This window comes from Paenibacillus oralis, assembly GCF_003863965.1.
Lineage (GTDB): Bacteria > Bacillota > Bacilli > Paenibacillales > Paenibacillaceae > Fontibacillus > Fontibacillus oralis.
Map to the genome: position 1 here is coordinate 1,281,741 of NZ_RRCN01000001.1, position 26,733 is coordinate 1,308,473.

Annotated in this window: 20 protein-coding genes; 1 reads left to right on the forward strand and 19 read right to left on the reverse strand. The window is 57.2% G+C overall.

Going from position 1 to position 26,733, the window contains the following annotated elements; genetic code table 11:
- Positions 1–82 precede the first annotated feature (82 nt).
- The 16 genes from EHV15_RS06065 to EHV15_RS06145 all read right to left on the reverse strand — a co-directional run bounded on the left by EHV15_RS06065 (position 83) and on the right by EHV15_RS06145 (position 18,393).
- Positions 83–700: an alpha/beta hydrolase gene (locus EHV15_RS06065; protein WP_128630452.1), complete on the reverse strand. Its 618-nt coding sequence runs from the start codon at positions 698–700 to the stop codon at positions 83–85.
- On the reverse strand, positions 700–1,647 hold the full coding sequence (locus EHV15_RS06070) for a ring-cleaving dioxygenase (protein WP_128630453.1): 948 nt from the start codon (positions 1,645–1,647) through the stop codon (positions 700–702). Before EHV15_RS06070 ends, EHV15_RS06065 begins: the two co-directional genes overlap by 1 nt.
- A gap of 36 nt (positions 1,648–1,683) precedes the next feature.
- Entirely contained in the window at positions 1,684–2,316 is a 633-nt protein-coding gene (locus tag EHV15_RS06075; RefSeq protein WP_128630454.1) for a nitroreductase family protein, read from the reverse strand.
- 161 nt (positions 2,317–2,477) lie between these two features.
- Positions 2,478–2,936, reverse strand: coding sequence for a MarR family winged helix-turn-helix transcriptional regulator (locus EHV15_RS06080; RefSeq protein ID WP_128630455.1), 459 nt, complete (start codon positions 2,934–2,936; stop codon positions 2,478–2,480).
- A gap of 445 nt (positions 2,937–3,381) precedes the next feature.
- Positions 3,382–3,774, reverse strand: a complete 393-nt coding sequence (locus tag EHV15_RS06085) for a heme-copper oxidase family protein (protein WP_128630456.1) — start codon at positions 3,772–3,774, stop codon at positions 3,382–3,384.
- Positions 3,775–3,849: 75 nt separating this feature from the next.
- Entirely contained in the window at positions 3,850–5,319 is a 1,470-nt protein-coding gene (locus tag EHV15_RS06090) for an FAD-dependent oxidoreductase (protein ID WP_246061348.1), read from the reverse strand.
- A 600-nt stretch (positions 5,320–5,919) separates the two neighbouring features.
- Entirely contained in the window at positions 5,920–6,897 is a 978-nt protein-coding gene (locus tag EHV15_RS06095; protein ID WP_246061895.1) for an ROK family protein, read from the reverse strand.
- Positions 6,898–6,922: 25 nt separating this feature from the next.
- A complete protein-coding gene (locus EHV15_RS06100; RefSeq protein ID WP_128630458.1) occupies positions 6,923–7,609 on the reverse strand; it encodes a copper homeostasis protein CutC in 687 nt (228 codons plus the stop codon).
- A gap of 44 nt (positions 7,610–7,653) precedes the next feature.
- A complete protein-coding gene (locus EHV15_RS06105) occupies positions 7,654–9,462 on the reverse strand; it encodes a M17 family peptidase N-terminal domain-containing protein (RefSeq protein WP_246061349.1) in 1,809 nt (602 codons plus the stop codon).
- A gap of 748 nt (positions 9,463–10,210) precedes the next feature.
- Positions 10,211–11,197, reverse strand: coding sequence for an ABC transporter ATP-binding protein (locus tag EHV15_RS06115; RefSeq protein WP_128635208.1), 987 nt, complete (start codon positions 11,195–11,197; stop codon positions 10,211–10,213).
- A gap of 170 nt (positions 11,198–11,367) precedes the next feature.
- Positions 11,368–12,492: an ABC transporter ATP-binding protein gene (locus EHV15_RS06120; protein WP_128630459.1), complete on the reverse strand. Its 1,125-nt coding sequence runs from the start codon at positions 12,490–12,492 to the stop codon at positions 11,368–11,370.
- A gap of 15 nt (positions 12,493–12,507) precedes the next feature.
- Positions 12,508–13,428 (reverse strand): ABC transporter permease subunit, encoded by a 921-nt coding sequence (locus tag EHV15_RS06125; protein ID WP_128630460.1) that lies wholly within the window; start codon positions 13,426–13,428, stop codon positions 12,508–12,510.
- A 47-nt stretch (positions 13,429–13,475) separates the two neighbouring features.
- On the reverse strand, positions 13,476–14,402 hold the full coding sequence (gene nikB, locus EHV15_RS06130) for a nickel ABC transporter permease (RefSeq protein WP_128630461.1): 927 nt from the start codon (positions 14,400–14,402) through the stop codon (positions 13,476–13,478).
- 110 nt (positions 14,403–14,512) lie between these two features.
- Positions 14,513–16,141 carry a glutathione ABC transporter substrate-binding protein gene (locus tag EHV15_RS06135; protein ID WP_128630462.1) on the reverse strand — a complete coding sequence of 543 codons (1,629 nt, stop codon included), beginning with the start codon at positions 16,139–16,141 and terminating at the stop codon, positions 14,513–14,515.
- A 56-nt stretch (positions 16,142–16,197) separates the two neighbouring features.
- Positions 16,198–17,202, reverse strand: a complete 1,005-nt coding sequence (locus EHV15_RS06140; protein ID WP_128630463.1) for an asparaginase — start codon at positions 17,200–17,202, stop codon at positions 16,198–16,200.
- Positions 17,203–17,235: 33 nt separating this feature from the next.
- Complete coding sequence (locus EHV15_RS06145) at positions 17,236–18,393, reverse strand: ROK family transcriptional regulator (RefSeq protein WP_128630464.1); 1,158 nt, start codon at positions 18,391–18,393, stop codon at positions 17,236–17,238.
- Positions 18,394–19,412: 1,019 nt separating this feature from the next.
- On the opposite strand from EHV15_RS06145, the gene EHV15_RS06150 reads away from it, so the two are divergent.
- Positions 19,413–20,615, forward strand: a complete 1,203-nt coding sequence (locus EHV15_RS06150) for an MFS transporter (RefSeq protein WP_128630465.1) — start codon at positions 19,413–19,415, stop codon at positions 20,613–20,615.
- Between the two features lie 12 nt (positions 20,616–20,627).
- Here EHV15_RS06150 and EHV15_RS38005 read toward each other — a convergent pair whose 3' ends face one another.
- From EHV15_RS38005 to EHV15_RS06175, 3 genes are all read right to left on the reverse strand, one after another.
- Positions 20,628–23,918: a DUF1961 family protein gene (locus EHV15_RS38005; protein WP_425464464.1), complete on the reverse strand. Its 3,291-nt coding sequence runs from the start codon at positions 23,916–23,918 to the stop codon at positions 20,628–20,630.
- A gap of 37 nt (positions 23,919–23,955) precedes the next feature.
- The gene (locus tag EHV15_RS06170) at positions 23,956–25,221 is read right to left on the reverse strand and encodes a hypothetical protein (RefSeq protein ID WP_246061897.1); all 1,266 of its coding nucleotides are present in this window, start codon (positions 25,219–25,221) and stop codon (positions 23,956–23,958) included.
- 672 nt (positions 25,222–25,893) lie between these two features.
- On the reverse strand, positions 25,894–26,697 hold the full coding sequence (locus EHV15_RS06175; RefSeq protein ID WP_128635211.1) for a polysaccharide deacetylase family protein: 804 nt from the start codon (positions 26,695–26,697) through the stop codon (positions 25,894–25,896).
- Positions 26,698–26,733: the final 36 nt, after the last annotated feature.

Below are 26,733 nucleotides of genomic sequence, written 5' to 3' on the forward strand. Positions count from 1 at the left end.
ATAACGGCTCTGGTGTCCCTTAGCCCCCAGTAAGGTTAAAAAAATCCTCTCCCAAACAGGAAGAGGATTAAATTGACATCAATTACGAAAAGTTTTGCCGGAACCAAGCGGCGGCAGCATCCACTTCAGTTGGCGTCAACTGATGGCCGTAGGGTTCCCAATGAACGTGCACGTCGGCCCCAGCCCCGCTTAATAGCCGCTCCAGCTCCTCGGTTTCCCGCACCGGGGACATGGCGTCGTGACGCCCCGCCCCGATAAAGACCGGCAGCCCGCTCATGTCCGGCAGCTCCAGGCTGCGGCGCGGCACCATCGGATGGTGCAAAATCGCGCCCCGAAGCGCCTGCGGATAATGGAACAACAGGCTGGCCGCAATGTTTGCTCCGTTCGAGTAACCGACCGCGACCAAAGCGCGGCGGTCAAACCCATATTGCTCCGCCGCTTCGTCCAGGAAGTCATTGAGCTCCCGCGTGCGGAGCACGAGATCCTCCTCGTCAAAGACACCAGCCGCCAGCCGCCGGAAAAACCGCGGCATCCCGTTCTCGAGCACGTTGCCTCTCACGCCCAGCACCGGCGACGCAGGCGAAATGATCTCGGCCAGCGGCAGCAGATCGGTTTCCGTCCCGCCGGTGCCGTGAAGCAGGAGCAGCGGAGGAGCCGCCCGCTCGCCGCTCCCCATACCCGGCTTGAAAATATGCTTCATCACAGGTCCTCCTCAAGTACCCGTACTTCGATCGGGGTTAAGTTTTGCTCGATCGCCTCGCGTTGCGGTTCGTACCATGCCGGCAGCATCAGCTTTTCGCCCAAATGCTCCGAATCTTCGTCATTCGCAAAGCCCGGCGGGTTCGTGGCGACTTCGAACAAGATGCCCCCTTCCTCCCGGAAGTATAGCGCGTGAAAATACTGCCGGTCGACGATCGGCGTCGGCCGGTACCCTTGCTCGGCGACCCGCTCTCTCCATTCTTCATGCTCGGCGAAATCGCGGGCCCGCCAAGCGATATGGTGTACCGTACCGGCACCGCCCGCGCCGTATTCCATCGGCTTCACGTTGACGTCGATGACGTCGCCCAGGTCTCCCTCCGCTTTAAAGCGGGCATAAAAATCGTCTTCGCCGAGCTTTTTCAGGCCCATTACATGCTCCAGCAGACCGGCCGTTTTGCCGGGAGCCGCGCTGTACAGCACTGCGCCGCCAAAGCCTTTGATCGCTTTGTCCGCCGGAACGCCGCCGAACGACCAGGTGCTGAGCGGTCCGGCCGCCCGTTCGACCAACTCGATCTGCAGTCCGTCCCCATCGCGGAAATGCAAATACGTTTCGCCGAAGCGGTGCGTGTCGGTCGTGGAAATGCCGAATTTCCGCAGCCGTTCCCGCCAGAACGGCATCGCGCCCTCCGGAATGGCGTACACGGTAACCCCCACCTGGCCGGCTCCGACCCGTCCGCGCCGGGCTCCCGCCGTCGGGAAAAACGTCATAATCGATCCCGGACTGCCCGCTTCATCGCCAAAATACAGATGGTACACTTCCGGCGCGTCGAAATTGATCGTTTTTTTGACCAAACGCAATCCGAGCACGCCCGAATAAAAATCGACATTTTTCTGCGGATCGGAGGCAAAAGCCGTAATATGGTGAATCCCTGTCGTCGGTTGAATCATGACTGATCACTCCTTGTTTTGTGGGTAATTTTCGTTTCAAAACTTGTTGTAGCTGACAAACTCCCGAACCGGTTTGCGGTAACCGCGCGGGCGGAAGCTGGAAGTATCCTCCTTGCCGATCGCGATAAGCATGGCCGGGATGTAATTGTCCGGGACCTGCAGCAGCTTGCGCATTTCGTCCGGGTCAAAGCCGATCATCGGGCATGTGTCCCAGCCTTTGTCTTTGGCGATCAGCATAAACTGCATGGCCGACAGGCTGGCGCTGCGAATCGCTTCGTCCCGCATAAATTCCTCGCCCCGGCTCTCATAAAAACCGATCGTGGACGAGACGAGCTGATCGTATTCCTGCTTGCTGAGCACGCCCAGGTTAAGCAGCCCTTCGTTCATCGCCGCGGCGTCCTTGTGGGCGTCGAGCTTGCCCAGCACCAGGATCACCGCCGACGCGGTCCGGACTTTGTATTGTTTTTCCGCCGCTTCGTACACTTTCTCCTTCAGATCGGGGTCTTTCACGACCACATAATGCGCATGCTGCAGATTAAACGCCGACGGGGCGTATTTAACAAGGTTGAACATCTCGTCCAATTCCTTGTTATCCATTTCCACCCCCGGGATAAATTTATTCGCCGAACGGCGGGATTTAAGTAATGATGTAAAATCATGATCAGTCATACTTGCTCCTCCTTCACCTTGAAAATGTGGAATGTATACATTTGAAGAATCTCTATATTAAGATATTAGAGCGGCAGTAGGTCGGGGTCATCCAAAAGACGCCCCAGCGATCCATGCAGCGAACCTATCGTTTCAACTCACCGTCAACGATCGAATCTTGCCTACTTGAAGCTTTCTTCCTTATAGCTGTCCTCGGCATGCTTGCCCAGTTTTTTTAACAGTTTAGAGGCCGTTTGCATTTCCTCCAGCGATAGTCCGCCCATCACCTCTCCGATCAGTTTCGAATGCCGGGGGAACACTTCTTCTATAAATTGCTTGCCCTGCTCGGTAATTTCCGCATACACCAGACGCCGGTCTTCCTTGCAGGTCCTACGGGCCACAAATCCCTTCTTCTCCAGCTTGTCGACCGTATACGTAATATTACCGCTGCTCATCAGCACTTTGTTGCCGATCTGCTGGGTCGGCTGGCGCCCCTTGTGGTACAGCAGCTCCAACACGCCGAATTCGGTGCGGGTCAAACCGTACTCGCGGATCGATTTGTCGCTGTGCGCATGCACCCACTGGCTTGCCCGGGATAGTACGACCAACAGGTGCAAAGCTTCGGTCTGCACTCTATCCATGCCGGTTCACCTCCACTTGTTCATGTAAATACATTTTTCTTAGATGATACGCAATTTCCTTGAGTCTTTAAGAATCTTAAATCTATTTGTCTTAATATTAAGATATTATCCTGGCGATGTCAAGCCTTTTGTTTAAAAGAAGCAGAGACACTGCCGCGAAATGCAAAAGCGCAGTTGAAATGAGCAGAATTCCGGCTATTAGAGCGATGAGATGCAAAAGCGCAGTTGAAATGAGCAGAATTCCGGCTATTAGAGCGATGAGATGCAAAAGTGCAGTTGAAAATGGGACTTACAGACAAATTTGATCAATATGGCGAAAATGGCCTGCACTTTTGCAGTTCGCTGCCCAGTTTCAGGAGGTTTTGACAAAATTCGCATGCACTTTTGCATTTGGCCCAATTGTGCCGGCCCCCGCTGCCCCACAGGAGTCCAGCAGGCAGCAGCATCACCGCTTGCCGCCGGACGCCTTGGGATGCACATGCAGCAATACATTGGCGGCAAACAAAACGACGCTGAACACAACCAGAATTCCGCCGATCGCCACCAACGGCTCGAATTGCTCCGAACCCAGCTCCAAAAAAGCGAGGCTGATCATCATGATCGGCAGGCCGACCGAATAGGTCCAGAATTGGATTTTGCTGAGCAAGCTTTCACCAGCCTCCGGAAACAGCACATAAATCAGCCCGGCCAGCGCAAACGAAGCCCATCCCAGCAAATTGACATGCGCGTGCACGCTCTCCAGTTCGTGTTCATGCCGCATCGACATATACATGCCCAACAGTACGCCAATGACAAAATAAATGACGGAAACTCTAATATACGCGATTCCCACGGCCATGCCCCCTGCTTGGTCAATTTTTTGACATGTTCAAAAATATGTCCCAATCGGCAGGAATATTCGTGAAGATGCCCGTTACTTTCCGGTGAGGGCGATGCCGTAATCTTTGGCTAAATATTCGTGAATCCGTTCAAAATCGGCCGGTGTCAGCTGATTCAATCGTCTATGCTTCTGTTTCCATTCACGCCCGAGAATGATGCCGATCGTTTCCCCGGCCAAACCGGTGGTCGGAATGACCCTGGCGCTGCCGTAGGCTTTAATCGTGGCCCCGATGTTTTTGCCGGCCACCAGCACATTGTCGTAAGACTTCAATTCAAAAGACCGCAGCGGAATGCCGTACCGGTCCGGTTTGCCGTAACCGATCCCCTTCGCAATGGCGCGGGTGGCCTGCAAATCAATCGGGTATCCGCCTACGCTGACGTTATCCCAAAACATCCGGCTCGACTGCAAATCCGGATAATCCAGCACGTATTCCGTTTCATAGCGGTCGAAGTCGCGGATGTACAAATATTCCGGATACCCGTTTAACTCGGCTTTCTCGAAACCGGGAATATGCTTGCGCAAATATTTGACGATATCAGGCGCTTCCGCTTTGGCCCGGCTGACGGCCGACGTTACCGATTGGGGATCCGCCGGGTTCACGTCGTAAATCAGCAGGCTGTTGATGATCACCTCGCTGTCTTTTTGATACGTGGCATTAAGCCCCCGGAGCACGAGATGCGAGTCGCGCGGTTTATAATTAAAAGTCAGATTGCTGAACCCCGTGGCAAAATGCCAATCCACATAAGTGTTGGGACCGTATTTCTTCTGTACGTTCGTAAGCGGATAATCCTCTAGCACGGCTTGATGCAGCTTGTTCCAATTGACTTTTTTGACGGGAAGCATGTAAGTAGCCGCCATGTAATCCGGCTTCTTGCCGCCATAGATGCTCTCCATGCCTGGAATCCGCTTGCCTCCAAGCTTGCTGGCCAGGGCGGCGAAATCGGTATTTTCCACAAAATAACCGGCTTGAACCGTATACCTCTTTCCATCCCTCGCCCGGTACGTCAGCGATTTGAGCGATTTCCCCATCCCTTGGGGAACGATGTCCACCCCTTCAATAACGATACCGCTGCGAAGCGGGATGCCCTGGATCAAACGATCGTAAAACCGTGCAAAGGCCGGAAGCTTGCGGATTTTTCCGGTTTTGTACCCATCGTACAGCGGCTTCAGCTCGCCCTGCACCAAACTGCGCTTCCGATTGTCGTTCGGCTCGTCCAACACCAGCATCTGCCCCTGGATCAATTCGCCGCCCGGTTTGCCGCGCGGATCAAGAACGAGCACGTTTAATCCCAAATCATGGGCCGACTTGGCCAGCAAAACCCCTTCGATTTCACTGCCGATCAGAACGACGTCATAACGGCTGCAGCCCGGTCCGCATTTCGGAGTCCCGGTTTGTGCGTGGGCGATGGAAGCCCCCGTCCAGGGGCCTGTCCCTTGAAGGACAACGGCGCCGATCAACACGGCCATCACGATTCGTACGTACTTTGGCAACCTAAATTTCATCAAACGACAATTCTCCCCTCACCTAGTAGAACGATTCAAAGATAACGTGTATAGGCCCAGCCGCAAAGCAAATGCGGTCAACCGAACGCGTTAAGCCAATGCGGCCGAATGAACGGTTAAAGCCGGTGTGGCCGACCTACCGCGTAAAGCCAATTTGATCGACCGACCGCCGACTTGCAATCCTAACGGACACCAGCGCCGTTATTTAGGTGAAATTCGCAGTTTTCAACATGTAACGGACACCACAGACCTTATTCGGCATTTCCATGCAGGTATCCGGCCTTTTTCGAGCAAATAGCGGCTCCCCTGTCCTTTAGAAATGAAAACGGCGCTTTTTCAGGCAAATAAGGTCACTCAGGTCCGTTAGCTTTCATGCGGGCGGATCTGCCGGCCAATGCACCCGTTATTTCAGGAGCAATCTTAGTCCTATACTGCTATTTTGTCTCTTAAAAAAATAGATATCCAGATTGTATCATCAACCATGCAATATTTTGACCTAATAAAAAATTCCCCGCAGCGTTTGCCCGAAAAAAGCTCCTTAAGAGCTTGTCGTTTCCTAAGCAAGCATTCGCCACAGGGGAAATATAACAGGGATTCTTTTCAATCGGCCGATGACGGCGGATTCGTATGGAACAACGCGGCGGCGCCGATCAATCCCACATCATCGTTTAAGCCCGCCGGAACGAGGGTGTAGCTCTGGCGGTACGGCGCCATCACAAAGCGCTCCGTCTCCGCCCTTAGCGCCGGAAAAAGCTGATCGCCCGCACGGCTCACTCCTCCGCCGATCACGATCCGGTCCGGGTTAAAGGTGTGGATGACGTTGGCTAGCCCCAAGCCCATGTAATGAACGGCCCGCCGGATAACGTCGATCGCTACGGCATCGCCCTGTTTTTGCGCTTCAAAAACATGCTTGGCCGAAACAGCTTCGCCCTGCTCCTCGGCCAGGGTCCGGATCAGGGATTCACGCTCCTTCATTAAGGAGAGGGCGGAATCGCGAATCGCCGTCCCGGAAGCAAACGTCTCCCAGCAGCCGCGGTTGCCGCAGCTGCAAAGCGCTCCGCCGGGGTCGATCACGGTGTGGCCCAGTTCCCCGGCAAACGAGCGGGAACCAAGCAGCAGCTTTCCGTCCAGCACGATGCCGGCGCCCACGCCGGTGCTGAAGGTGATGTAAACCATATTCTCCGCGCCCTTTCCGGCCCCGTGGACATATTCGCCCCAGGCGGCGGCATTCGCGTCATTAACCACCTTGACCTCCACGCCAAGGTCTTTTTCCATCCACTTTTTGAGGGGAACATGGTTCCATTCCGGAAGGTTGGTTCCGTTTAAGGCAATGCCTTCCCGGCTATCGACCGCCCCGGGAGAAGCCAGCCCGACCCCGGCCAACGGGTAACCCGCTGAGACGGTCCGGATCATTGAGACCATGCGCTGTACGACTTCCTTGGCCGTACGGGCGCCGGACGTTTCCATCTGCTCTCGTGAAATGATTGCTCCCGCAGGATCGAACAACGCGGCTGCGATCTTCGTCCCGCCCAAATCGATGCCAACAACATATTGATGTGATGTATGCAATAAGTTCACCTTTTTCGCTATATCGATATGTTTATTAATGATGCAGATGATTGGCCAGCGCTCGCAGCTTGACCGGATCGAGCGGGGCCAATCCATTCCCGTTCTTGCGGACGGCGGAGCCGAAATGCACCTCAGTGACGCCTGTCTCCGTTACAAACGTTTCGATCGTTTCCAGGTTCAGCCCATGCCCCGCGAGGATGGTTAACGAGCTGCTGCGCACTTCCCGCACCAGTTCCCGGATAGCGGGCATCGCTTCCGTTGCGGGCTTCGGGCCTCCCGAAGTCAGCACGCGGGTGACCTGCGGGCAGCGCATCAGGGTGCGCAGGCCGGCCTGTTGGTCCGTAAGCTCGTCGAACGCGCGATGAAAGGTCACCTGAAGCCCCGCCGCCGGGAGCAGCAAGCGTTCCAGCGCCGCTTCGTCGATGGTGCGGTCCGCTGTTAAGGCGCCGATGACGATGCCGGCGGCTCCCGTTTCGGCGATCGCCCGAATTTCCGCCTCCATCGTCCTAAGATCCGCCTCGCCGTACACGAAGGTACGGCTGTGCGGCCGGACCATGACGTGGACGGGAATCCGAACCGCGCGGACCGCTTCCCGGATCATGCCGATGCCGGGCGTAAGACCGCCCTCCGTCATCGCGGTGATCAGTTCGATCCGGTCCGCCCCGTTTGCCTCAGCCACAACGGCGTCCTCCACGCATGTCGCAATTACCTCTAAAATCATCTAAATCTGCAGCCTCCTTTCACCCTTTGGAATCCGTTTGCGGCTCACTGCCCCCCTGGGCTGGAGCGACAGATCGCGTAATCCGCCAGCAGCCGCGCCCCGTAACCGGTCGCTCCCGCCGCGGAGTAGCTAACCTCCCGCTTATACTGGACCGTTCCGGCCATATCGATATGAACCCATTTCATCGACGGGTCGACGAATTTGCGGATGAACAACGCAGCAATGATCGCTCCCGCCATGCCAGAGGTGCCGACGTTGCGCAAATCGGCGTAATCGCTGCGCAGTTCCGCTTCGTACTCGTCCATCAGCGGCATCGGCCACAGCCGCTCTCCGTTCCGCTCGCCGATGTCCACGAGCTCCCGGCTCATGCCGTCATCGCCCAGGATTGCCGCGATGCCCAGGCCCAGTGCCTGCCCGACATTGCCGGTAAGCGTGGCGATGTCGATCGCCTCCGCCGCGCCCAGCTTGGCGGCGTGGAGCAGCGCGTCGGCGAGGATCAGCCGGCCCTCGCCGTCGGTGTTGGCCACCTGCACGGCCAGGCCGTTCGGATAACGGATGACCGACGAGGGCAGCAGCGCGCGGGCATCCGGCAAGTTGTCCGCGACCGCGATCAGCGCGGCGACGCGGACGGCGGCGCGCTGTCGCACGAGGATGTCGAGCGCGCCGATGACGGCCGCCGCTCCGCCCATGTCCATGCGGGCGTCGCTAATGTCGCGGCCGGTCTTCACGTTCATACCGCCCATATCGAAGGTGACGCCTTTGCCAACCAGGGCGAGCAGCGGCAAATCGGGAGAGCCGCCGTCATAGAGCAGCTCGATCAGCGCGGGGGCATGCTTGCTTCCCGCGCCCACGGCCAGCAGCCCGTTCATTTCGCGTTCGGCGAGCTCCTGCCCTTTGTACACGCGGATGCGCACCGGCGTCCCCGCAAAATGGCTTTGCACCCGGGCCGCGAAACGCTCCGGGTTCAAGGCATCGGGCGGCTCATTCACCAGGTCGCGGGCCAGCATCGCGCCTTCCGCCCGAATCCGCGCCGTTTCGCGCGTCTCTTCCAGCTGCCGCAAAGACAGTTCGGGCCAGTCCGCGGGGCGGACAATCATCTCCACGCTGGCGCTGGACCGGGTGTGCCCGCGGTATTTGTCGAAGCGGTACAGCCCGAGCAGCCAGCCTTCGAGCCAGGCCTGCAGCCAGGCGGCCGCTGAGGTAGCGGCTGAGGCGGTGGTGGCAGCGCGCTCGGAAACGGGAGCGATGTCGCTCCCTGCAGCATGGGGCGCGGTGCTTGACGCAGGGCTGGCCGCTGCGCCTGTCGCGGTGCTTTCCACCGGGATTGACGCGGTATTTGAAGCGTGGCTGTCCGGCATCGCTGTGTGTATCTCGCCGCCTTCTGCCGCGTTTACCGCAGCACTAGCCGTGGTCCCGCTCCCCGCATCGCTTCCGGCTGCTCCAGTCTGCGCTGACACCGCCGCCGGACTGGCCCATGCGCCTGCCGCCAAGCCGGCCAGCGCACTGCCCACGCCCTCGCCAGCCGCCGGGTTACCTGTCGAGCCGTCCGACGCGCTTGCCGACGCGCCTACGCCCCGGCGCACCAGCACGGCGGCAGTGCGCCCTTCGCGCAGCAGCGCCCGGGCCGCGGTTCCCCCGGCTCGCCGCACCGCCTCCAGCGTTTCGCTGCCCCGCTGGCCCAGGCCGACGGCAAGTACGTCGGCATCTCCGTCCTGCCGGGCATACAGCCATGTAGCGGTGCCACGGTGCTTGTACTTGTCCCGCAGCGGCAAAGCAAACGGCTCGCCCTCATAAGCCGGGCACACGAGCGCTTCTCCCGCCCGCCGGTTTCCTGCGTCTATCGTAATTTGCAACGCTATCCCTCCTTCATCATCTATGAATCTGAATAACGCTTACAGATGTCTGAATAATGCTCGAAGAACACCTCTTACACCGCACAAATTAGTAGCTAGCTCCTGAAAATAACGCGAACGTGGGGCAAACCCACCGCGTCGGCGCCTAACGGACACAAACGACCTTATTTGCCTAAAAAGCCGCCGTTTTAACTTCTAACGGACAGGAGAGTCTCTATTTGCTCGAAAAAAGCCGAATACGTGCACATCAATGCCAAATAAGGTCTGTGGTGTCCGTTACATTTTAAAAACCGTGGATTTTACCCCAATAAGGGCGCTGGTGTCCGTTAGGGCTGCATGTCGGCAGTCGGCCGACCACATTCGGTTTGCGCGGCCAGTCGGCGACATCGGCTTTACGTGTTCATTCGATCACATTGGCTTTGCACGTTCAGTCGATCACTTTCGCTTTACCCGTCCGGTCGGCCACTTTCGCTTTACGGTTACAGTTAAGTTGCAGTTGCAGTCACAGTGCGGTTTTGTTTGATGGTTTCCGTTTTATTTGATGGTTTCCGTTTTATTTGATGGTTTCAGTTTCGTTTGCGGTCTCAGTTCAGTCTCGGTATCAGTTACAGTTACAGTTACAGTTGCGGTTACAGTCGCGGTTACGGTTGCTATTAGCTGTTGATGTTACTGTTGATTGTACTGTTGATGTTGCGATTCCGCCTATATCCGCCTAAATACGTCATTTCCAGCTTTCCCGGTCGTTCCACTAGTTGTACAAATGGCAGGCCACCTGATGACCCGGCTTTACTTCCTTGAACTCGGGCGCCGCCTGCTTGCAGATTTCCATGCAGGCCGAGCAGCGCGTATGGAAGCGGCAGCCTGACGGGGGATTGACCGGGCTCGGCAAATCGCCTTTCAAAATAATCCGCTCCTTTTTCAGCTTCGGGTCGGGCACCGGCACGGAGGACAGCAGGGCCTGCGTATACGGGTGCAGCGGATGGTCGTATAGATCGTCCTTGACCGCCGTTTCCACGAGCGTCCCGAGATACATTACGCCGATCCGGTCGCTGATATGCTCGACGACGCTAAGATCGTGGGAAATGAATAGGTACGTGAGCCCGTACTCCTCCTGCAGATCCTGCATCAGGTTCAGCACCTGCGACTGGATGGAAACGTCGAGCGCCGACACCGGCTCATCGGCGATGATCAGGCTTGGCCGCACCGACAGCGCGCGGGCGATGCCGATCCGCTGCCGCTGCCCGCCGCTGAATTCATGGGCGAACCGCTCGGCATGATAGCTGTTCAGCCCGACGGTTTCCAGCAGCTTGCAGGCCAGCTTGTCGCGCTCTGCACCGCTCAGCTTGGTGTGAATCAGCAGCGGTTCGGCGACGAGATCCTTCACCTTCATGCGCGGATTCAGCGAGGCGTAAGGGTCCTGGAACACCATCTGCATCTCCTTGCGGAGCGGGCGCATCTTGTCTTCGCTAAGTCCGCCGATGTTTTGGCCATTAAACCACACCTCGCCGGCGCTCGGCCGGAGCAAACGGTTCACCAGCCGGCCCGTCGTCGACTTGCCACAGCCGCTTTCCCCGACCAGGCTGAACGTCTCCCCTTTGCGGATGGCAAACGAGATGCCGTCGACCGCCCATAATTCACGGCTAGTCCCAAGCCAGCCCTTGCGAACGGCAAAAGATTTCCGCAACGCCTTCACTTCAACGAGCGGCGTCCCGGACGTTGACTGCACCCCGGACATGCCCCCGAACCTGCTCCCGGACGTGGACCGCACCCCGGACATGCCCCCGAACGTGCTCCCGGACGTTGACTGCGCCCCGGACATGCTCCTGGACATGCTCCCGAACGTACTCCCGGCCACAGGCCGCGCCGCCGCTTCCCGCTCCTTCCGCATCTCCGTCGATCCCATCATCACCGATCCGCCCCTTCCTCTTCAAGCCGTATGGCCCTTGCCGTATCCGCGGCACCGCCAAACGGACCATCAGCCCTTGCCGTTTCCGAGACACTACCTGCCCCGGCGCCATCGCCATCCCATGAGCCCCCCTCTTCCGTCAGCCAACACCGGCTTAAGCGGCCCATACCGGCCTCGCCCTCGCACACCTTGCCCACCGGAAGCAGCTCCGGCTCCTGGGCCAGGCAGCGCTCGGCCGCATGCGGACAGCGGGGCGCAAACTTGCAGCCGGCCGGCATATGGGCTAGGTCCGGGACGTTGCCCGGAATCGAGTCGAGCCGGCGTTTCTTTTGCCGCAGCTTCGGTACGGACCGGATCAGTCCCTGGGTGTAAGGATGCTGCGGATTTTCAAACAGCTCCTCCACGGGGGCTTGCTCAACCACCCGCCCGGCATACATGACGACGACCCGGTCGCACATTTCCGCCACGACGCCCAGATCGTGCGTGATGAGCAGCATGCCCATCTCCCGCTCCTCCTTCAGCCGCCGCATCAAATCGAGAATTTGCGCCTGGATGGTCACGTCGAGCGCCGTTGTCGGCTCGTCCGCGATCAGCAGCTTCGGGTGGCACGACATCGCCATCGCGATCATCACCCGCTGCCGCATGCCCCCTGACAACTGGTGGGGGTAGTCGCTCATCACTTCCTCCGCACGCGGAATCCCGACCAGGTTCAGCATATGGACCGCGTGCTCGCGCGCCCGCTTCCGGTCGTACCCGAGGTGCAGCCGGATCGGCTCTTCGAGCTGCTTTCCGATCCGCAGCACCGGATTCAGCGACGTCATCGGCTCCTGAAAAATCATCGCCAGCTCCTTGCCCCGAATCCGCCGCATGTCCTGCTCCTTGAGCGATACCAGATCCGCACCTTCAAACCGCACTTCCCCGGCGGCAATCCGGCCCGGCGTATCCTTGAGCAGCCGCATGACCGACAGCGAGGTTACGCTTTTTCCGCAACCGGACTCGCCAACCAGCCCCAGCACCTCACCTTTTCCGATGCGAAAATCAACCCCGGCCACCGCCAGCACGGCCCCGCCTTCGCGCCGAAACTCCGTTTTCAGCCCCTTTACTTCAAGCAATGTCTGCGTCACAGCCTCTCACCCCCATTAGTTTTTCATTTTGGGATCCAGAGCGTCGCGCAACCCGTCCCCGACCAAATTAAAGGCAAGCACCGTCAAAAAAATAGCCAAACCCGGAAAATACACGATATGCGGAGCGATGCTCAAATAATCCCGGCCCATGCTCAGCATGGCGCCCCAATCCGGCTCGCTCGTCTTTGCGCCCATACCCAGAAAGCTCAGCGAAGACGCGGCCAAAATCGCCGTCCCGATCTTCATCGTCAAGTTGACGATCACGCTGGGCAAAGTTTCGGGAAAAATATGCCGCCAGATGATCCGGCGGTGCTTCGCCCCCATCGAGCGGGCCGCCTCGACGAACACCGACTCTTTGGCCGACAGCGTCACGCTGCGGATCACCCGGGCAAACGATGGGATACCGAAGACCGCGACCGCGATGACAACATTCGTCAGACCGGGTCCCAAAATCGCCACGATTCCGATCGCAAGCAAAATATCCGGGAACGAAAACAGTACATCGCTCCCCCGCATGATGAGCCGGTCCAGCCAGCCGCCGTAATAGCCACTAAGCAGTCCAAGAAACGTGCCGATCACCGCGGCGATAAACACCGAGCTTAAGCTGACCGCCAGCGACAAGCGGGTTCCCGCGATCAAACGGCTGAGTATGTCCCGGCCGTACTCGTCCGTTCCCGCCCAGTGATGGGCCGAGGGACCAAGTGTCAACTCGTCGTAATTCGGCGCATCCGGATCGTACGGTGTCAAATACGGGCCGAAAAGGGCCACGACAAAAAGCAAAATAATGAAAATACCCGCCGCCAGCGCCATCCGCTGCTGGCAAAATTTGCGCCAAAACTCGGCGGCGCGGCCTCCCGGCGGCCGTTCTGCGGCCGGAGAAGCCGGCCCCGGCGCCAAAACGGACGCCCCGTTCGCCGGTTGCAATTGGTCGTTCATGGAATCCCCTCCTGAATCTTTTGCCCATTTCCGTATACGAAACCGCCTTAGTTCCCCGCGTAGCGGATTTTCGGATTCAACACGCCGTACAGCAAATCCACGATCAGATTGATCAAAATAAACTCCGCGGCGAACAGCAGCAGTTCGGCTTGAATGACGGTGTAATCGCGGAACTGGATGGAGTCGACAAGCAGCCGCCCGAGCCCCGGGATGCTGAACACCGTCTCCACCATCACCGAACCGCCAAGCAGGAAGCCGAACTGCAGCCCGGCCACCGTAACGACCTGAATCAGCGAATTGCGCAGCGCATGGCGCCCGACGACGACGAATTCCCGCAGGCCTTTGGCCCGGCCGGTGCGAATATAGTCCTCCCGCATCGTCTCCAGCATCGACGAACGGGAAAAGCGGGCCAGCATCGACATGATCCCGGCGCCCAAGGTGATCGACGGCAGCACGTAACCTTTCCAGGAATCGACGCCTCCGGTCGGAAGCCAGCCGAGCTCCACCGAAAAGATCTGGATCAACACCAGGCCAAGCCAAAAGCCGGGAATGGAGATCCCCGATATGGCTGTCAGCATTCCGGCGTAATCGGGCCATTTATTTCTTTTCACTGCGGAAATAATGCCGATCAAAATCCCGATGATCAGCGCCCAAACCATGCTGAAGATCGTCAGCCAAATCGTCGGCATAAACCGGCTGCTCAGCATGTCCGTAACCGGCTGCCCGGTTTTCAGCGATTTGCCCAGATCGCCGCGAAGCAAATCGCCTAAGTAATCGATATACTGCTTCCAGATTGGCTGGTCGAGGCCGAGCTCGGCCCGGATGCCCTGAATTTCCTCAAGCGTCGCTTCCTTGCCGGCAATAAGCCGGGCCGGGTCGCCCGGAATCAAGTGAATGAACAAAAAGACGAGCACGGAAACGACGAACATGAGCGGAATTACCCCGATGAGCCTTTGCAGCGCATATCTTCCCACCTGCCTAGCCCTCCTTTAGCTTGAATGAAGCGAAGGCTGCTTCCCATAAACCTTGAGAAGCAGCCCTCGTCTTGTCATCCCCAAATCTCCGATGATGAACCAAAATCGAATTATTGCTTCACTTCGGCATTCAACACGTTGATGGAACCGTCGGGGAACATTTTCACGCCATCGATATAAGATTTCTTGCCGGAGACGATTTGGTCCACGCCAAGGAAGGCCCAAGGAGCGTCCTCCCAGATCGTCTTTTGAATGTCGGCATAGATCGCTTTGGCCTTTTCGGCATCAACTGTTTTATTGGCATCTTTGATCCACTGATCGACATTGTCGTTTTTGTAATACGCCGTGTTGGAGCCGGCCGGCGGGAACATTTCGCTGCTGAACAGGCCTCTTGTCGCCCCGTCCGCATCGCCCGAAGAAGGCGACCAGCTGACGTACCACATTTGAATTTTAGCCTCTTCCGGCGTGGCCGCCGAGTTGATTTGATCGGAAAGCGTACCGCCTTCCATCGATTTCACATCAAGCTTGATGCCGGCGAGCGCCAGCTGCTGCTGGATAAACTGCATGCCTTTGATCGTTTCGGAGTCGTTTTCACCCCAAATTTCAGCTGCAAAACCGTCCGGATAACCGGCATCCGCCAGCAGTTGCTTCGCTTGTTCAAGGTCGTAATCGTAACCGGTTTGCTGCGAGTAATACTGGGTTTTGGACGACATCGTCGAGTCAAGCTTTGAGGCTTCCCCGGATTTGACGACCTTGATGTACGCCTCCTTATCCAGCGCATAGTTGACCGCCTGGCGTACCCGGATGTCGTCAAACGGTTTTTTCATCGTGTTCAGCGTGACGTAACGCACGATCGTCGAATCGATCCGTTCGATGACGTTGTCCGCGGAGCCTTCCATTTCGGCCACCTGCTCGGTGGGCATCGGGTAGATAAAATCGGCTTCCCCCGTTTTCAGCATCGCGACGCGGGAACCATTTTCCGGCACGGGTTTGAAGGTGACGCTGTCGACCTTCGGCAAGCCGGCCTGCCAATAATCGGCGTTTTTCTCGACGACCAGACGGTCGCCCTGCACCCATTCCTTGAATTTGAACGGCCCCGTGCCTACTGGGTTCTGAGAAATGCCTTCCCCGTACTGTTCCAGCGCTTTCGGGCTGACGATCAGCAGCATCGCCATTTTGTTCAGAAGTGCGCTGTACGGCTCTGTCAGGGTGACCACGACTGTTTTGGCGTCCGGCGTCTCCACCTTGGCTACTTTCGTAAAGCTTCTGCGCATTCGCAGGTTGTTGTTTTCGTCAAGAATCCGGTCGAAGTTGGCTTTGACCGCCTCGGCATTAAAATCGGTGCCATCATGGAACTTGACGTTTTCCTTCAACATGAACGTATAAACAAGGCCGTCTTCGCTTTCCTTGTAACTTTCGGCGAGCACCGGCACGACTTCCATATTCTCGTTAAAGCCCATCAGGCCTTCGTACATCGTTCTTTCTCCGGTAATGGAATTCGTATCGCTCGTATTATGGGGATCCAGTGTAATGAAATTGGCGTTGGTGGCGATAACGATATTGTTGCCGTTTTTCGGCGTTGTGGTTCCGGTTGTTCCTTCTCCGGTCTGCGCGCCGCCGTTGCCGGCCGTGTCGCCTCCGCTTCCCGCCTGATTTCCTCCGCCGCCTCCGCAGCCCGCGATCATGATCGCGAGGGCCAGCAGCATGATGAGGATCGACCCTTTCCCTTTGGACTTCATTTCATTTCCTCCCTTTTGAATCATCTGAAATTTATGGTAGAATGCCGCGCGCGGCCTTAAGACTCAAGGGTAAAAACCGCGCGCCGCAAGCCCACTTCCGTACCGCCGTCATTGACGATGATGTTGGGTTCCAGGGCGTATAAACGGTCGATCGTCGCTGGGTTGCCATAGCCGATGCGCTCCAAAATCGAAGCGATGATGCAAGGCCAGACCTGTTCCGAGCCGTCGGAAACTTTCAGCGAAATGCCCAGCCGTTCTTTGCGCAGCCCGATGCCGTAAACGCCCTTGGCGCCGCCTTTGGCGACCAGGTTGGGGTCTTTGAGCAGTGCAGAGCAAATGAATTTCCGGTCGGCGATCATGTCGGGGTTGGCGTTCATCAGCGAGGCAATCACGGCGGCCGCCTTGCGGGTTTCCGGGTCCGGGATCAAATCGGGACAAGCGAGCTTGAGGTAAGAGAGTCCGATTTTATGGAGAGGCAGGGCAAAAATCGGCAGTCCGCAGCCGTCCACTCCCAGCGGAATCGAAGCAGCCGGAACCTCGGCAAACTCCGCCATCGTACCGATGATTTCCCGCTGCACGGGATGCTCCGGCAAATAATAGGTTTGTTCGTCCCAGCCCATATGCTTGCTCAGCGCCAACAGTCCGGCATGTTTGCCCGAGCAGTTGTGGAAAATCCTGCGCTTCGGCTCATGCGCCCGCTGCCGCTGCGCTTTGGCCTCCTCGTTCAGGGGATACGTCATACAGCAATAAAGCTGATCCTCGCAGACGCCCGTTTTTTGCAAAATCGATTCCAGCGCCGCAATGTGATAATCCTCCCCCCGGTGGGATGCCGCGAATAACGCAGCCTCCTCCGGCGATAAACCGTACACCCGGTCGATCCGCCGCTTCATTCCCGGAATGGCCTGAAACGGTTTGGCCGCCGAACGCAGAAATGTCATATGCTCCGGATCGCCGGCCCGGTACAGGATGCGGCCTTGCTCGTCCACAACGCTGACCGCGCCGTAATGCACGTTCTCCAGCACCCCGCCGCGATACTCTTCTACCAGTGGCGTAAATCTCACATAAAGCCCTCCTTTTTTTGCCAAACGTTAAAATCAATCCAGTTCAAAAAACCAATCCTGCGCCAAAAGCCCCGATCCGATGATGACCCCCCGCTCGTTCAGCCGGGATCTAAGAATATGGAACGAACCGCGCACCGGCTCCCACACGAACCGGGTCAAACAAAGCGCTTCGACCTCCTCGTAAATGCCGGGGAACCTGTCGATCAGCTCTCCGCTTAAAATGATGCTGTCAGGGTTATACATGCAGACGATGTTGTTCACCGTAATCGCCATGTATTCCAGCGCCCGGCCGATCAAATGGACCGCCCAGCCCTCGCCCGCGCGCCTGGCCTCAAACAGCTCGTCGATCGTGCGGATCGGTCGGATTTTGCCCGCCTCGCCAAGCAAAGAGCTGATATTGATGTAGGTTTGCAGGCAGCCGGCTTTTCCGCATTCGCACAGCGCTCCGTTCGGGTCCATCGTCGTATGGCCGATTTCCCCCGCGCTGTTCCAGTCTCCACGGTAGATTTGGCCCTCCAAAATCAGCGATGAGCCGACCCCGTTGCCGAAACCGAGCAGCGCCGTCCGGCTGGAGCCGATCGCCGCTCCCCGCAAATGCTCGGCCAGCGCCTTGACCTTAAGCTCGTTATCCACGGCTACGTTGAAGCCGGTCAGTACTTTAAGCCGCTCCGCCAAAGGGATGTTTTTCCAGCCAAGCTGGACCGAAAACAAGACAATGCCCTGTTTGTGATTGACGATGCCGGGCAATCCCACCCCGATGCCGACCACTTTGGAACGGTCGATTTCATGCCGCTTCAAGCAATCGCCGATGATGCTTTCCAGGCGTACGATCGTATGGTCCGGACTTTCGTCGGCCGTCCGCGGGTAAGCTTCGCTGAACACGACATCGCCCTTCATATCCACAATGCCGATGCCGATTTGATGCGTGTCCAGTTCAATTCCGATCGACAGCACCGAAGAAGCCGCGATGTCCAGCAGCGTCGACTTCCGGCCAAGCCCGGAGGATACCTGCTCCGATTCCGAAATATACCCCTGCTCCGCGAGTTCTCCGACAATACGGCTTACCGTGGTTGCGCTCATCCCGGTCCGCTTGGCGATCGAGGCCCGGGAGATCGGGTGCTGATTTTTGATGATTTCGAATACGGTCAGCCGATTTTGCCGTTTGATAAAATCCTGGTCATGCTTTTTCATGAACGAGCTCCTTGAGTTATTTTCTCGGGGTTAATAATTTGCATATAAAAATATTTAAATTAGTAAAATGATGTTAAAATTTCGCTTTTAAAGACGTTTCTTCCCTGCTTTTTTCGCCTTATATTCTCCAGTGATGTTATTAATATAATGGACCTTTTTACCATGTGTCAATATAAATGACATTATTTTTCCGCCGCATTTTAATGCAAACGCTTGATATGGTTATATATTGAAAATATATAATAAAATTCTTAAATATCTCACATATATATAACATAAGGTGGCGAGTGAAAATGATAAATCCAGGAGAGAGAAAGGAGTCTAAGCTTTGGGGCTGATTTTGCATAAGGGGCCGCGAATGGCGGCTTATTAGCGGCTTATCAAATCGAGGGTGGCAGCGAGTGAGGGAAAAAAAAGGGGGGGCCATCTGGGATATATGCGCGCTTATCCCCGGTTTTGTCAAGGACGGACATACGAGAGCTTCCCACGGCTCCCGCGAAATGCAAAAGTGCATGCGAATTTCGTCGAAAATCCCCGAAACGGGCGGCTCAAATGCAAATGTGCAGTTCATTTCCGGTTAAAAGTCACTTTATTATCAAATCGCTGATATTCAGATGTACTTTTGCATTTCAATCGCCCAAAAACGGAATTTCAAGAGAAATCAAATGTACTTTTGCAGTTGCTGTGAAGTAGGAACAGGCGAGTCACTTGCCGTTATGCATCATGCAGCATATGGAGCATCATACAGCACATACAGCTTCAAATAGCTTCAATAGAAGATGTAGCATCGAATAACTTCAATAGCAGATGTAGCAGCAAACAACACATGTAGCAGCAAAGCGGCATCAAGTTGCATTAGGAAGCCTCCAAAATCCCGCCGTTAAGCGGTTTTGGAGGCTTTTTTCGCGGAAACGGTTACAGAAAAAAGTGCTTGATCTTCATTCGCCGACCCCTAATAATAGGAAACTGAACTTAACCCGAATCTATTCGAAGGTTTGCACTTCAGAAAGGTTGTAAACATGAATACATCACCTGCTATACACAATCAAACCGCCGCCGCGAAAGAACCGTTTCCCGTCGCGCTCCTTTCCTTGACGGTCGGCTCTTTCGCCATCGGCATGACCGAATTTGTCATTATGGGGCTGCTGCCGAATGTGGCGAATGACCTCGATGTCAGCATCTCAACCGCCGGGCAGTTGATTACCGCTTACGCCATGGGCGTAGCGATCGGCGCACCGATTTTGACGCTGCTCACCCAGCGGATTCCGCAAAAAGGACTGCTCTGCCTGCTGATGCTTCTCTTCATTTTAGGCAACGGCATCTCCGTTGTGGCGCCCAACTATGAAGTGCTGATGGCCGCGCGGATTCTGACCGCTTTGACGCACGGCACCTTCTTCGGCGTAGGCGCCGTCATCGCAGCAGGCCTCGTCCGACCCGAGAAACGCGCCGGCGCGGTATCGATCATGATGGCCGGGCTGACCATCTCGAACATCGTCGGGGTTCCGCTCGGCACGTTTGTCGGCCAGCAGCTCGGTTGGCGCGCTTCCTTCGGCGCCATCGCCCTAATGGGCCTGATCGCCCTCGGCGGCATCCTGCGCTTCGTTCCGCGCCTTCGCCAGGAGAAGCCGAGCGGCGTGGCCCGGCAGATCCGCGCGCTGCTTCGCCCCAAACTGCTGCTGTTTCTGCTGATCGCGGCGCTGGGAAATACGAGCTTGTTCGCCGTTTTCACCTATATCACTCCCCTACTGCAGGACATCACCGGCTTTGCCGAGTATAACGTGACCTGGATCCTCGTCATTTTCGGCTGCGGCGTCACGCTTGGCAACATGATCGGCGGCAAGCTCGCCGACTGGAAGCTGATGCCGTCCTTGCTCGGACTGTTTTTGGCTGTGGCGGTCATTTTGGGGATTTTCACCTTCACCGTTCACAGCCCAGCTTTGTCCGTCATTACGATCTTCCTGTGGGGCATGGCCTCGTTTGGCGTTATGCCGGGGATGCAGGTACGGATCATGAACCTCGCCAAGGCGGCGCCGGCACTGGCCTCCACCTCCAGCCACGCGGCCGGCAACTTTGGCAATGCGATGGGCGCCTTCATCGGCGGCCTGGTCATTACCCATATCGGCCTGACGTCGTTGCCTTGGGTCGGCTCGCTGATCGTTGTCCTTGCACTGGTGATCGGCGCCGTCAGCTACGCGCAGGAGCGGAAGCAAGGAGCGGAATGACCGCGGCCTAAGTCAAGGCCCATACACCGCCATATCCGCATATTCCGCGATCAACGGAGCCATCTGGCGAAAGCCGATTTTTCCGCCGGCCAACAGCGGACCGTAAGAAAGCCCGTCATCCAGCCACGAAAACACGATCATTTCATTGATCGCAAACGTGATGGACGGGCCTTTTTTGACGATCAGCATCCGGTACGCGCCGGCGCTGTCGGCAACCCCAGGCAGCGGGTCGGCGCCCTGCGCCACCAAATGGAAGCCGTAGCTTTTGCGCAAATTGCAGGTATGGAAGCTGCGCTCCTCGGCCCACATGCGGCGAAAATAGGAAACATGGAAGGCATCCATCGCCCCATGGTGGTACTGGTCGTATTCGCCTGTGCGCAGCGGCAGCGCCGGATCAAACAGTTCCCTTCCCTCCGACCCCCTGGCGCTAAAAAACAAAATCGCGAGCCCTGGCTCCCGGATCGGCCGGAACCGCCAGGACACCGCCATATCCACGGGAAACTCCTCCGGGCACCAGTACACCAGGTTGGCTTTTTGCCCTTTCTCCGCACTCCGCTTGCTTTCCAGGCGCAGCCGCCCGAGGGGAAAGGTCGCGGCCCCGTCCCCTTCCATCCTAAACCCCGCCGTATCCTGCGAAGACTGCAGCGGATTACGATACAATAAGCGCCAACCTTCGGGGATGAAGGGGCCGTTCTCCAAAGGAAGATCAACATTCGCCAAAACCGGCACCCCCTTCCCGCGCAGCAGCAGAGCGGCCTCAATCCCCGCCAGCAGCACGATGCCGATTCCGTGAGTATCGTTCAACTGCCACGTTAATTCATCCTTGTAGTAGTATTTGTTAAAAGAATAGCCGGACCCGCGGCATACGCCGTAGACGTTGCCGTGCTTGTCGATGCAGTTCTCGGTCAACCCCCGCCAGCCCCGCAGGGCCGACTCCAGGTAGGCTTCCGGTTCCTCCAGCCAGCCGCGGCGGACGCCCCGGGCGAACGCGTAAATGAACATCGAGGTGCAGGACGCTTCCTCATACGATTCCGGATCGGTCAGCACCTGATGCCATAGCCCATTTGCCCCCTGCAGCCGCAAATAACCTTGGCAAAGCTCCCGATAGAACGTCAGCAGTTTGGGGCGAAGAACATGCCGGTCGGGCATCACCGACAGCAGTTCCGCCAGCGAAAAAACGACCCAGCCGTTCCCTCTTCCCCAAGCCACCCCGTTCGGCCGGCCAAACTTCATATCGTAGACATGGTGCATAATTTGGAGCTCGGGCATAAACAACTTTTCTTTGTAAAGCAAAAATTGTGCGGCCGCATCCTCAAGGTAGGCTTCTTCTCCCGTCAGCTCGTAATATTTGCTTAAAAACGGCGTGCTCATGTACAGATCGTCGCACCAAAGGGTGTCTTTCATAAAGTCGGTCGTCCCCCGGGCCCGGTACAACGTCCCGTCCGGCAAACGATCCTGTATACGGCTGATGTAACCGGCAATGTGGGCTGCCGCTTCGGCGGCTCCCCGGATCGGCCGCAGCTTGTTCGCCTCCAGCATCGCGGCGCCAAACGAACCGCAATCGTCCAGCGAATCGATCATCGCCAGCTGGTGGTTGATGCCGGGAGCACCGTAACGGTCCCGATCCCAAAGCGCGTACTCGTGCAGTTTACTGCACTCCTCAATATGCTCGGCCGCGTATTGGGTAAAATGAGGGGACATCAGGGCGCGCTCCGTTTTTAGCAGACCGTAAAGCGTCACCCCAAGCGGATAATTCCATCGCCCGTACAACGGGCTTTCCGTAAAGGGCCTAACCCAACTATCCGGCCGGTCAATCCGCCAAAACGTTGCCTCCTCCCCTTGACCCAGCAAGGCATCCATAACGGTCACCGGGGCCGCCTGCGGGGCATTTTCCCCGGAAAAAGGACCCGTGTACAGCCACGTTTCCGTCATTCCTTCCACCGGATAGGGTTTGATCAGACGAACGCGGTTCCGGCGGGAAAAAGCCGGCGTTGCCTCTGAGGCCCGCCGATACTCGGATGCTTGGGTCACAGCGATTTCGCCTGCGCCCTCCTCGAAGGCATCCCCCGTTTCGCCCTCCTCCAGCTCCCCCACTTCGTCGATCCCGAATCCCCAGTTGCCGCCGCCGCAAACCGACTCCACCACCAGGTCATGGGTGCCGCAATCGACGCCGCGCAATGCGATCTCGAAGCGGCCCCGTTCCTCCGTGCCGCGAAATACCGGGCGGCCATCGACATAAACGGTCGCGGTGCTCTCATAATGGCCCGTGATCCACACGTCCATCGCCGGAAATTTTCGCGTCTCCAGCTTGCACCACGCAAACACTTTGTCACCGGGCTTTGCTTCCGAACCAAACAAGCGGGCGAAGCACCCCGCTTCCAGTTCCTGTGGCGACCATCGGTCCTGCGGATGCCACACACAGCCAAAGGCACTACTGCTCTGGCCCATACCGCCAAGGTTCTGGCTGTTCTCACTGTTCTCACTGCTCTCGATGTTCCCGTTGTTCCCACCGTTCATGCTGTTTTCATTGTCCTGGCCTTTATCGCAGTTTTCGCAGTTCTCGTAGTTCTCTCTGTTCCCATTGTTCTCACCGTTCCTGCTATTCCCATTGTTCTGGCTGCTATCGCGATTTTCGCGGTTCTCGCGGTTTTCGTAATTCGCAACGTTTTTGGCGTTCTCAGCGTTCTCGGCGTTCTCGGCATTCTCATCGCCCTCACGCTTCCCGCCGCTGCCCCAGCCTTCCCATTCCTCGCCTTCAGCCGCTCCCGGCTGCCGATCCCACCGTTTCGCTTGCGGCTCGCTGTAAACCCAGCCCTCGCAGCCGCGCCGCTCCAGCGTCGGATTCAAAAAATCCAAGGGTGCTCCTTTCACGCTGCCCGTGCCAAACACGCCGCCGCAGCCGGTACCGGCCGCCGTGAATTCCAGCACGATGTCGTTCCGTCCTCTTCCCGTTTTTGCGCGAAAGAAGGCTCTCCGGTCGGGAAACACGTCATCATTTAAATTCGATTGAAAAACGAGACCGCCGTTGATATAAATTTTGACCGGGCTGTAACAGCTGACGGAAAAAGGCGTCTTCCCTTCCTGCTCACACCACAGCATTCCCCACACGTATACGAATTGTCCCGGCACCAAATCCGGCCACCGCCGGGCCAAATCCATGTCGTAACGGCAGTCCGCCAAGCGCTTGAACCCGCGCCGGGAGTGCACACGGTACACCGGAGGCCGCGGGGGATTCGCTCCAACATACCTGCCCGCCACGGCGGACAACACCGGCTCTACCCGGCCTGCCGCAACCCGCGCCATCGCATCGTATTCGTGAAAATAAGGCGGCACCAAAACCTCACCCCTTTCTCCAATCAATTTCTCCTCCCGGGTACAAGGTGGAATTGTAAAGGCGTTTCGGTTGCGGCAGCGGGCCAGGCGGCCGGGAGTTCTCAGACGGGCTTTCCCCTCCAAGCGAATCAAAGCCATTGGAACCGGCGTCAAATGCTCCGCTTAACTCCAGCGGTCCGCTCGCGAACAGAACGGCCAGATCATCGTCATAAATGATCACCTGCTCCGTACCCCGCCCCAGCAAATCGCCATGCACCGCATACCCTTCGTGGTCAAATTGAGTGACAATCCGCTGCTCCCCGTCATAAAGGGCCGGGAATACGCCTCCGCCGCGGCGGTACGCCAAAATATAGTCTGGTGCGCCAGGATACCAGCCGCTTACCGTTTCGGCGATCGTCAGCCAGCCGCTTGTTTGCCGCTCCTCTTTCCATAATTCCCGGCCTTCCCCATCCAGCATGAATAAGGCATCCTTGCCTTTTAAGCCTTTGCCGTCGTCCTCCCGTACCATGCGGTCCAATCCGGCAATCTGCAGGCCGGGCAGGTCGCTTCTGAACTTGCCGAGCGCGATGTGCTGCGACTCGATCGAGCCTTCGTACCGCCATAGCTCCTCGCCGTCCCGGCTGTACATCACGGTCACGCTGCCGCCGATCACCAGCTCGGGAGCCCCATCGCCGTTCACGTCCCCAACCCAGATACAGTCCGCGTGATCCTCCAAATCCCGGCAACTCCACAGTACATTACCCTGGTGATCCAGCAAATCGTACCCCGCCATCAGCTCATCGTATCCATCCCCGTTCAAGTCGCAAGCCCAAGGGTAATGCCCCGTGTTCCCCTCATGCGTCCACAGCAGCTCGAAATCGTGGTTCAAGGCCCATATGCGCCGGTATCGGTCTTTCAAAAGAATATCGGAAGCCCGCCCCCCGCCGCTCAAATTGGCGATAACGATACAGTCATGCGCTTCGGGGTCCGGCAAATCGTAAACCTTTTTTACCGAACCATCCTCTCCAGCCAGCACATAAAAACGCCCATTCATCACGCACAGCACTTCCAGCTTGCCGTCCCCATCCAAATCATAAATTTGGGCCGGATAATCCGAACCCTGACTGCCCGCCCCGGGATCGGGTTTGCCGTGCTGCCACAGCAGCCTTCCGTCCAGGTCAAACACCGTCAGGCACTGCACCTGATGGGGGATATACCGCACATCCTGGCGGTTGTCGGGCTGGACGAGCAGCATCTCCATCCGGCCGTCGCCGTTTAAATCGCCCAGCAGCATTTTACAGCGCGGACCAGCCGCCGAAATGTCGATTTCCGCTAACCGGCAAGAAGCTTGCCCGTCCGTCGCGCCACCACCACGGCTTTCTGCCCTCAAACGTGTTTCCGTCTCACTTGTCCTCCCCGCATCCATCGCACTATGATTCACTGGTTCCAGTCCCATCGTTACTCCACCTCCGCTCCATTTAAAAACCGCTCTTGCTCAAATTTCCACCACAAATTCCGGCTCAAAACCAAAAACGGCGTTTGACAAAACAATTAGATAAAATCCGCAACATCCTGGCTGCCGGAGAAACTTCAGTGAAAAATATAAGGGTAAAAAATGTCCCTATTGCGGCGATATCACCCGCTTTGAGTGCAATAGAGGAATTTTATGCCGCTATTTTCTCGAATCACCAGGAAATGCCCGCTCTCCGGACCATTCAGAGGAAAATAAGTACAAAAAAGTCCGCTAATGAGTATCAACATGCCTAGCTCCGGATCATAAGTACATTAAGTACCGCTATTTTGAGGTTGAAGGCCGCCGAACACCGCGCCAGGCTTTCAGCGCAGCTCTCCCCGCCCCCCACCGGACACCCCACAAATTTCAGCGCAACTCCGCTTGGCCCCACTGGACACCCGACAAACTTTCAGTCCAGCTCTCCCCAGCCCCCACTGGACACCCCAACAAATTTCAGCGCAGCTCCACCCGGCCCCCGCCGGGGACCTCGACGATGCCGCCGTCGACGCTGAGCCAAACCGGGGCCGCCCCCGGATTTTGCACAAACTCCCGCCCCGCGGAGAACCGCAGCCATTTGCAGGCCTTCATGTAATCGACGATTTCAATGTTGGTCGCGTACCAGATGTCTTCCCGTCCGCCGGCCATTTCGCAAAACCGTTCGATCAGTTCCCAGTTGTTGTCGTTGTCGAATTCGTAGCTGTGTCCCCACACGTACATCAAATACAAATATTGCGTTTTGTGCAGCTCCGTGAAGGTTTGCGCATGCTCCAGCAAACGGTCTTTATGGTGGCAGGTCGCCTCCCATTCCAGCCAATCCTCCGGCAGGTCAAAACCACCATGAGTCGTCTTCACCGTCCGCGCGTATTCGATGCCGAGATGCGGCAGCAGGTCCTTAATCTCCCGGCTGTATGAGCCGTTCGGGTAGGACATTCCCCGCACCGTCGTCCGAAACAGCCGCTCCAAATTCCGGCGGTCCTCCATCACTTCATCGACAATCTGCACCATCGGACAACGCGCTATCGTCGGATGCCATACCGTGTGGGCGGAAACCTCATGCCCCTGGTATAAGGCCACCGCTTCCTCCGCCGTCAGGCGATCTTCACCCCCGAGCAGCCCGGAATTGATGTGAAACGTCCCGCGAATCCCATAGCGGTTAAAAATGCCGACCAGCCTCTCATCCGCCCTTCGCCCATCGTCGTAGCTCATCGTAAGCGCCTTGTGCTTCCCGCCCGGAAAGCAAAAATAGATGTTTGGCATCCTCATGCCTTCATCCCCCCTGGCCAATGATTCGTT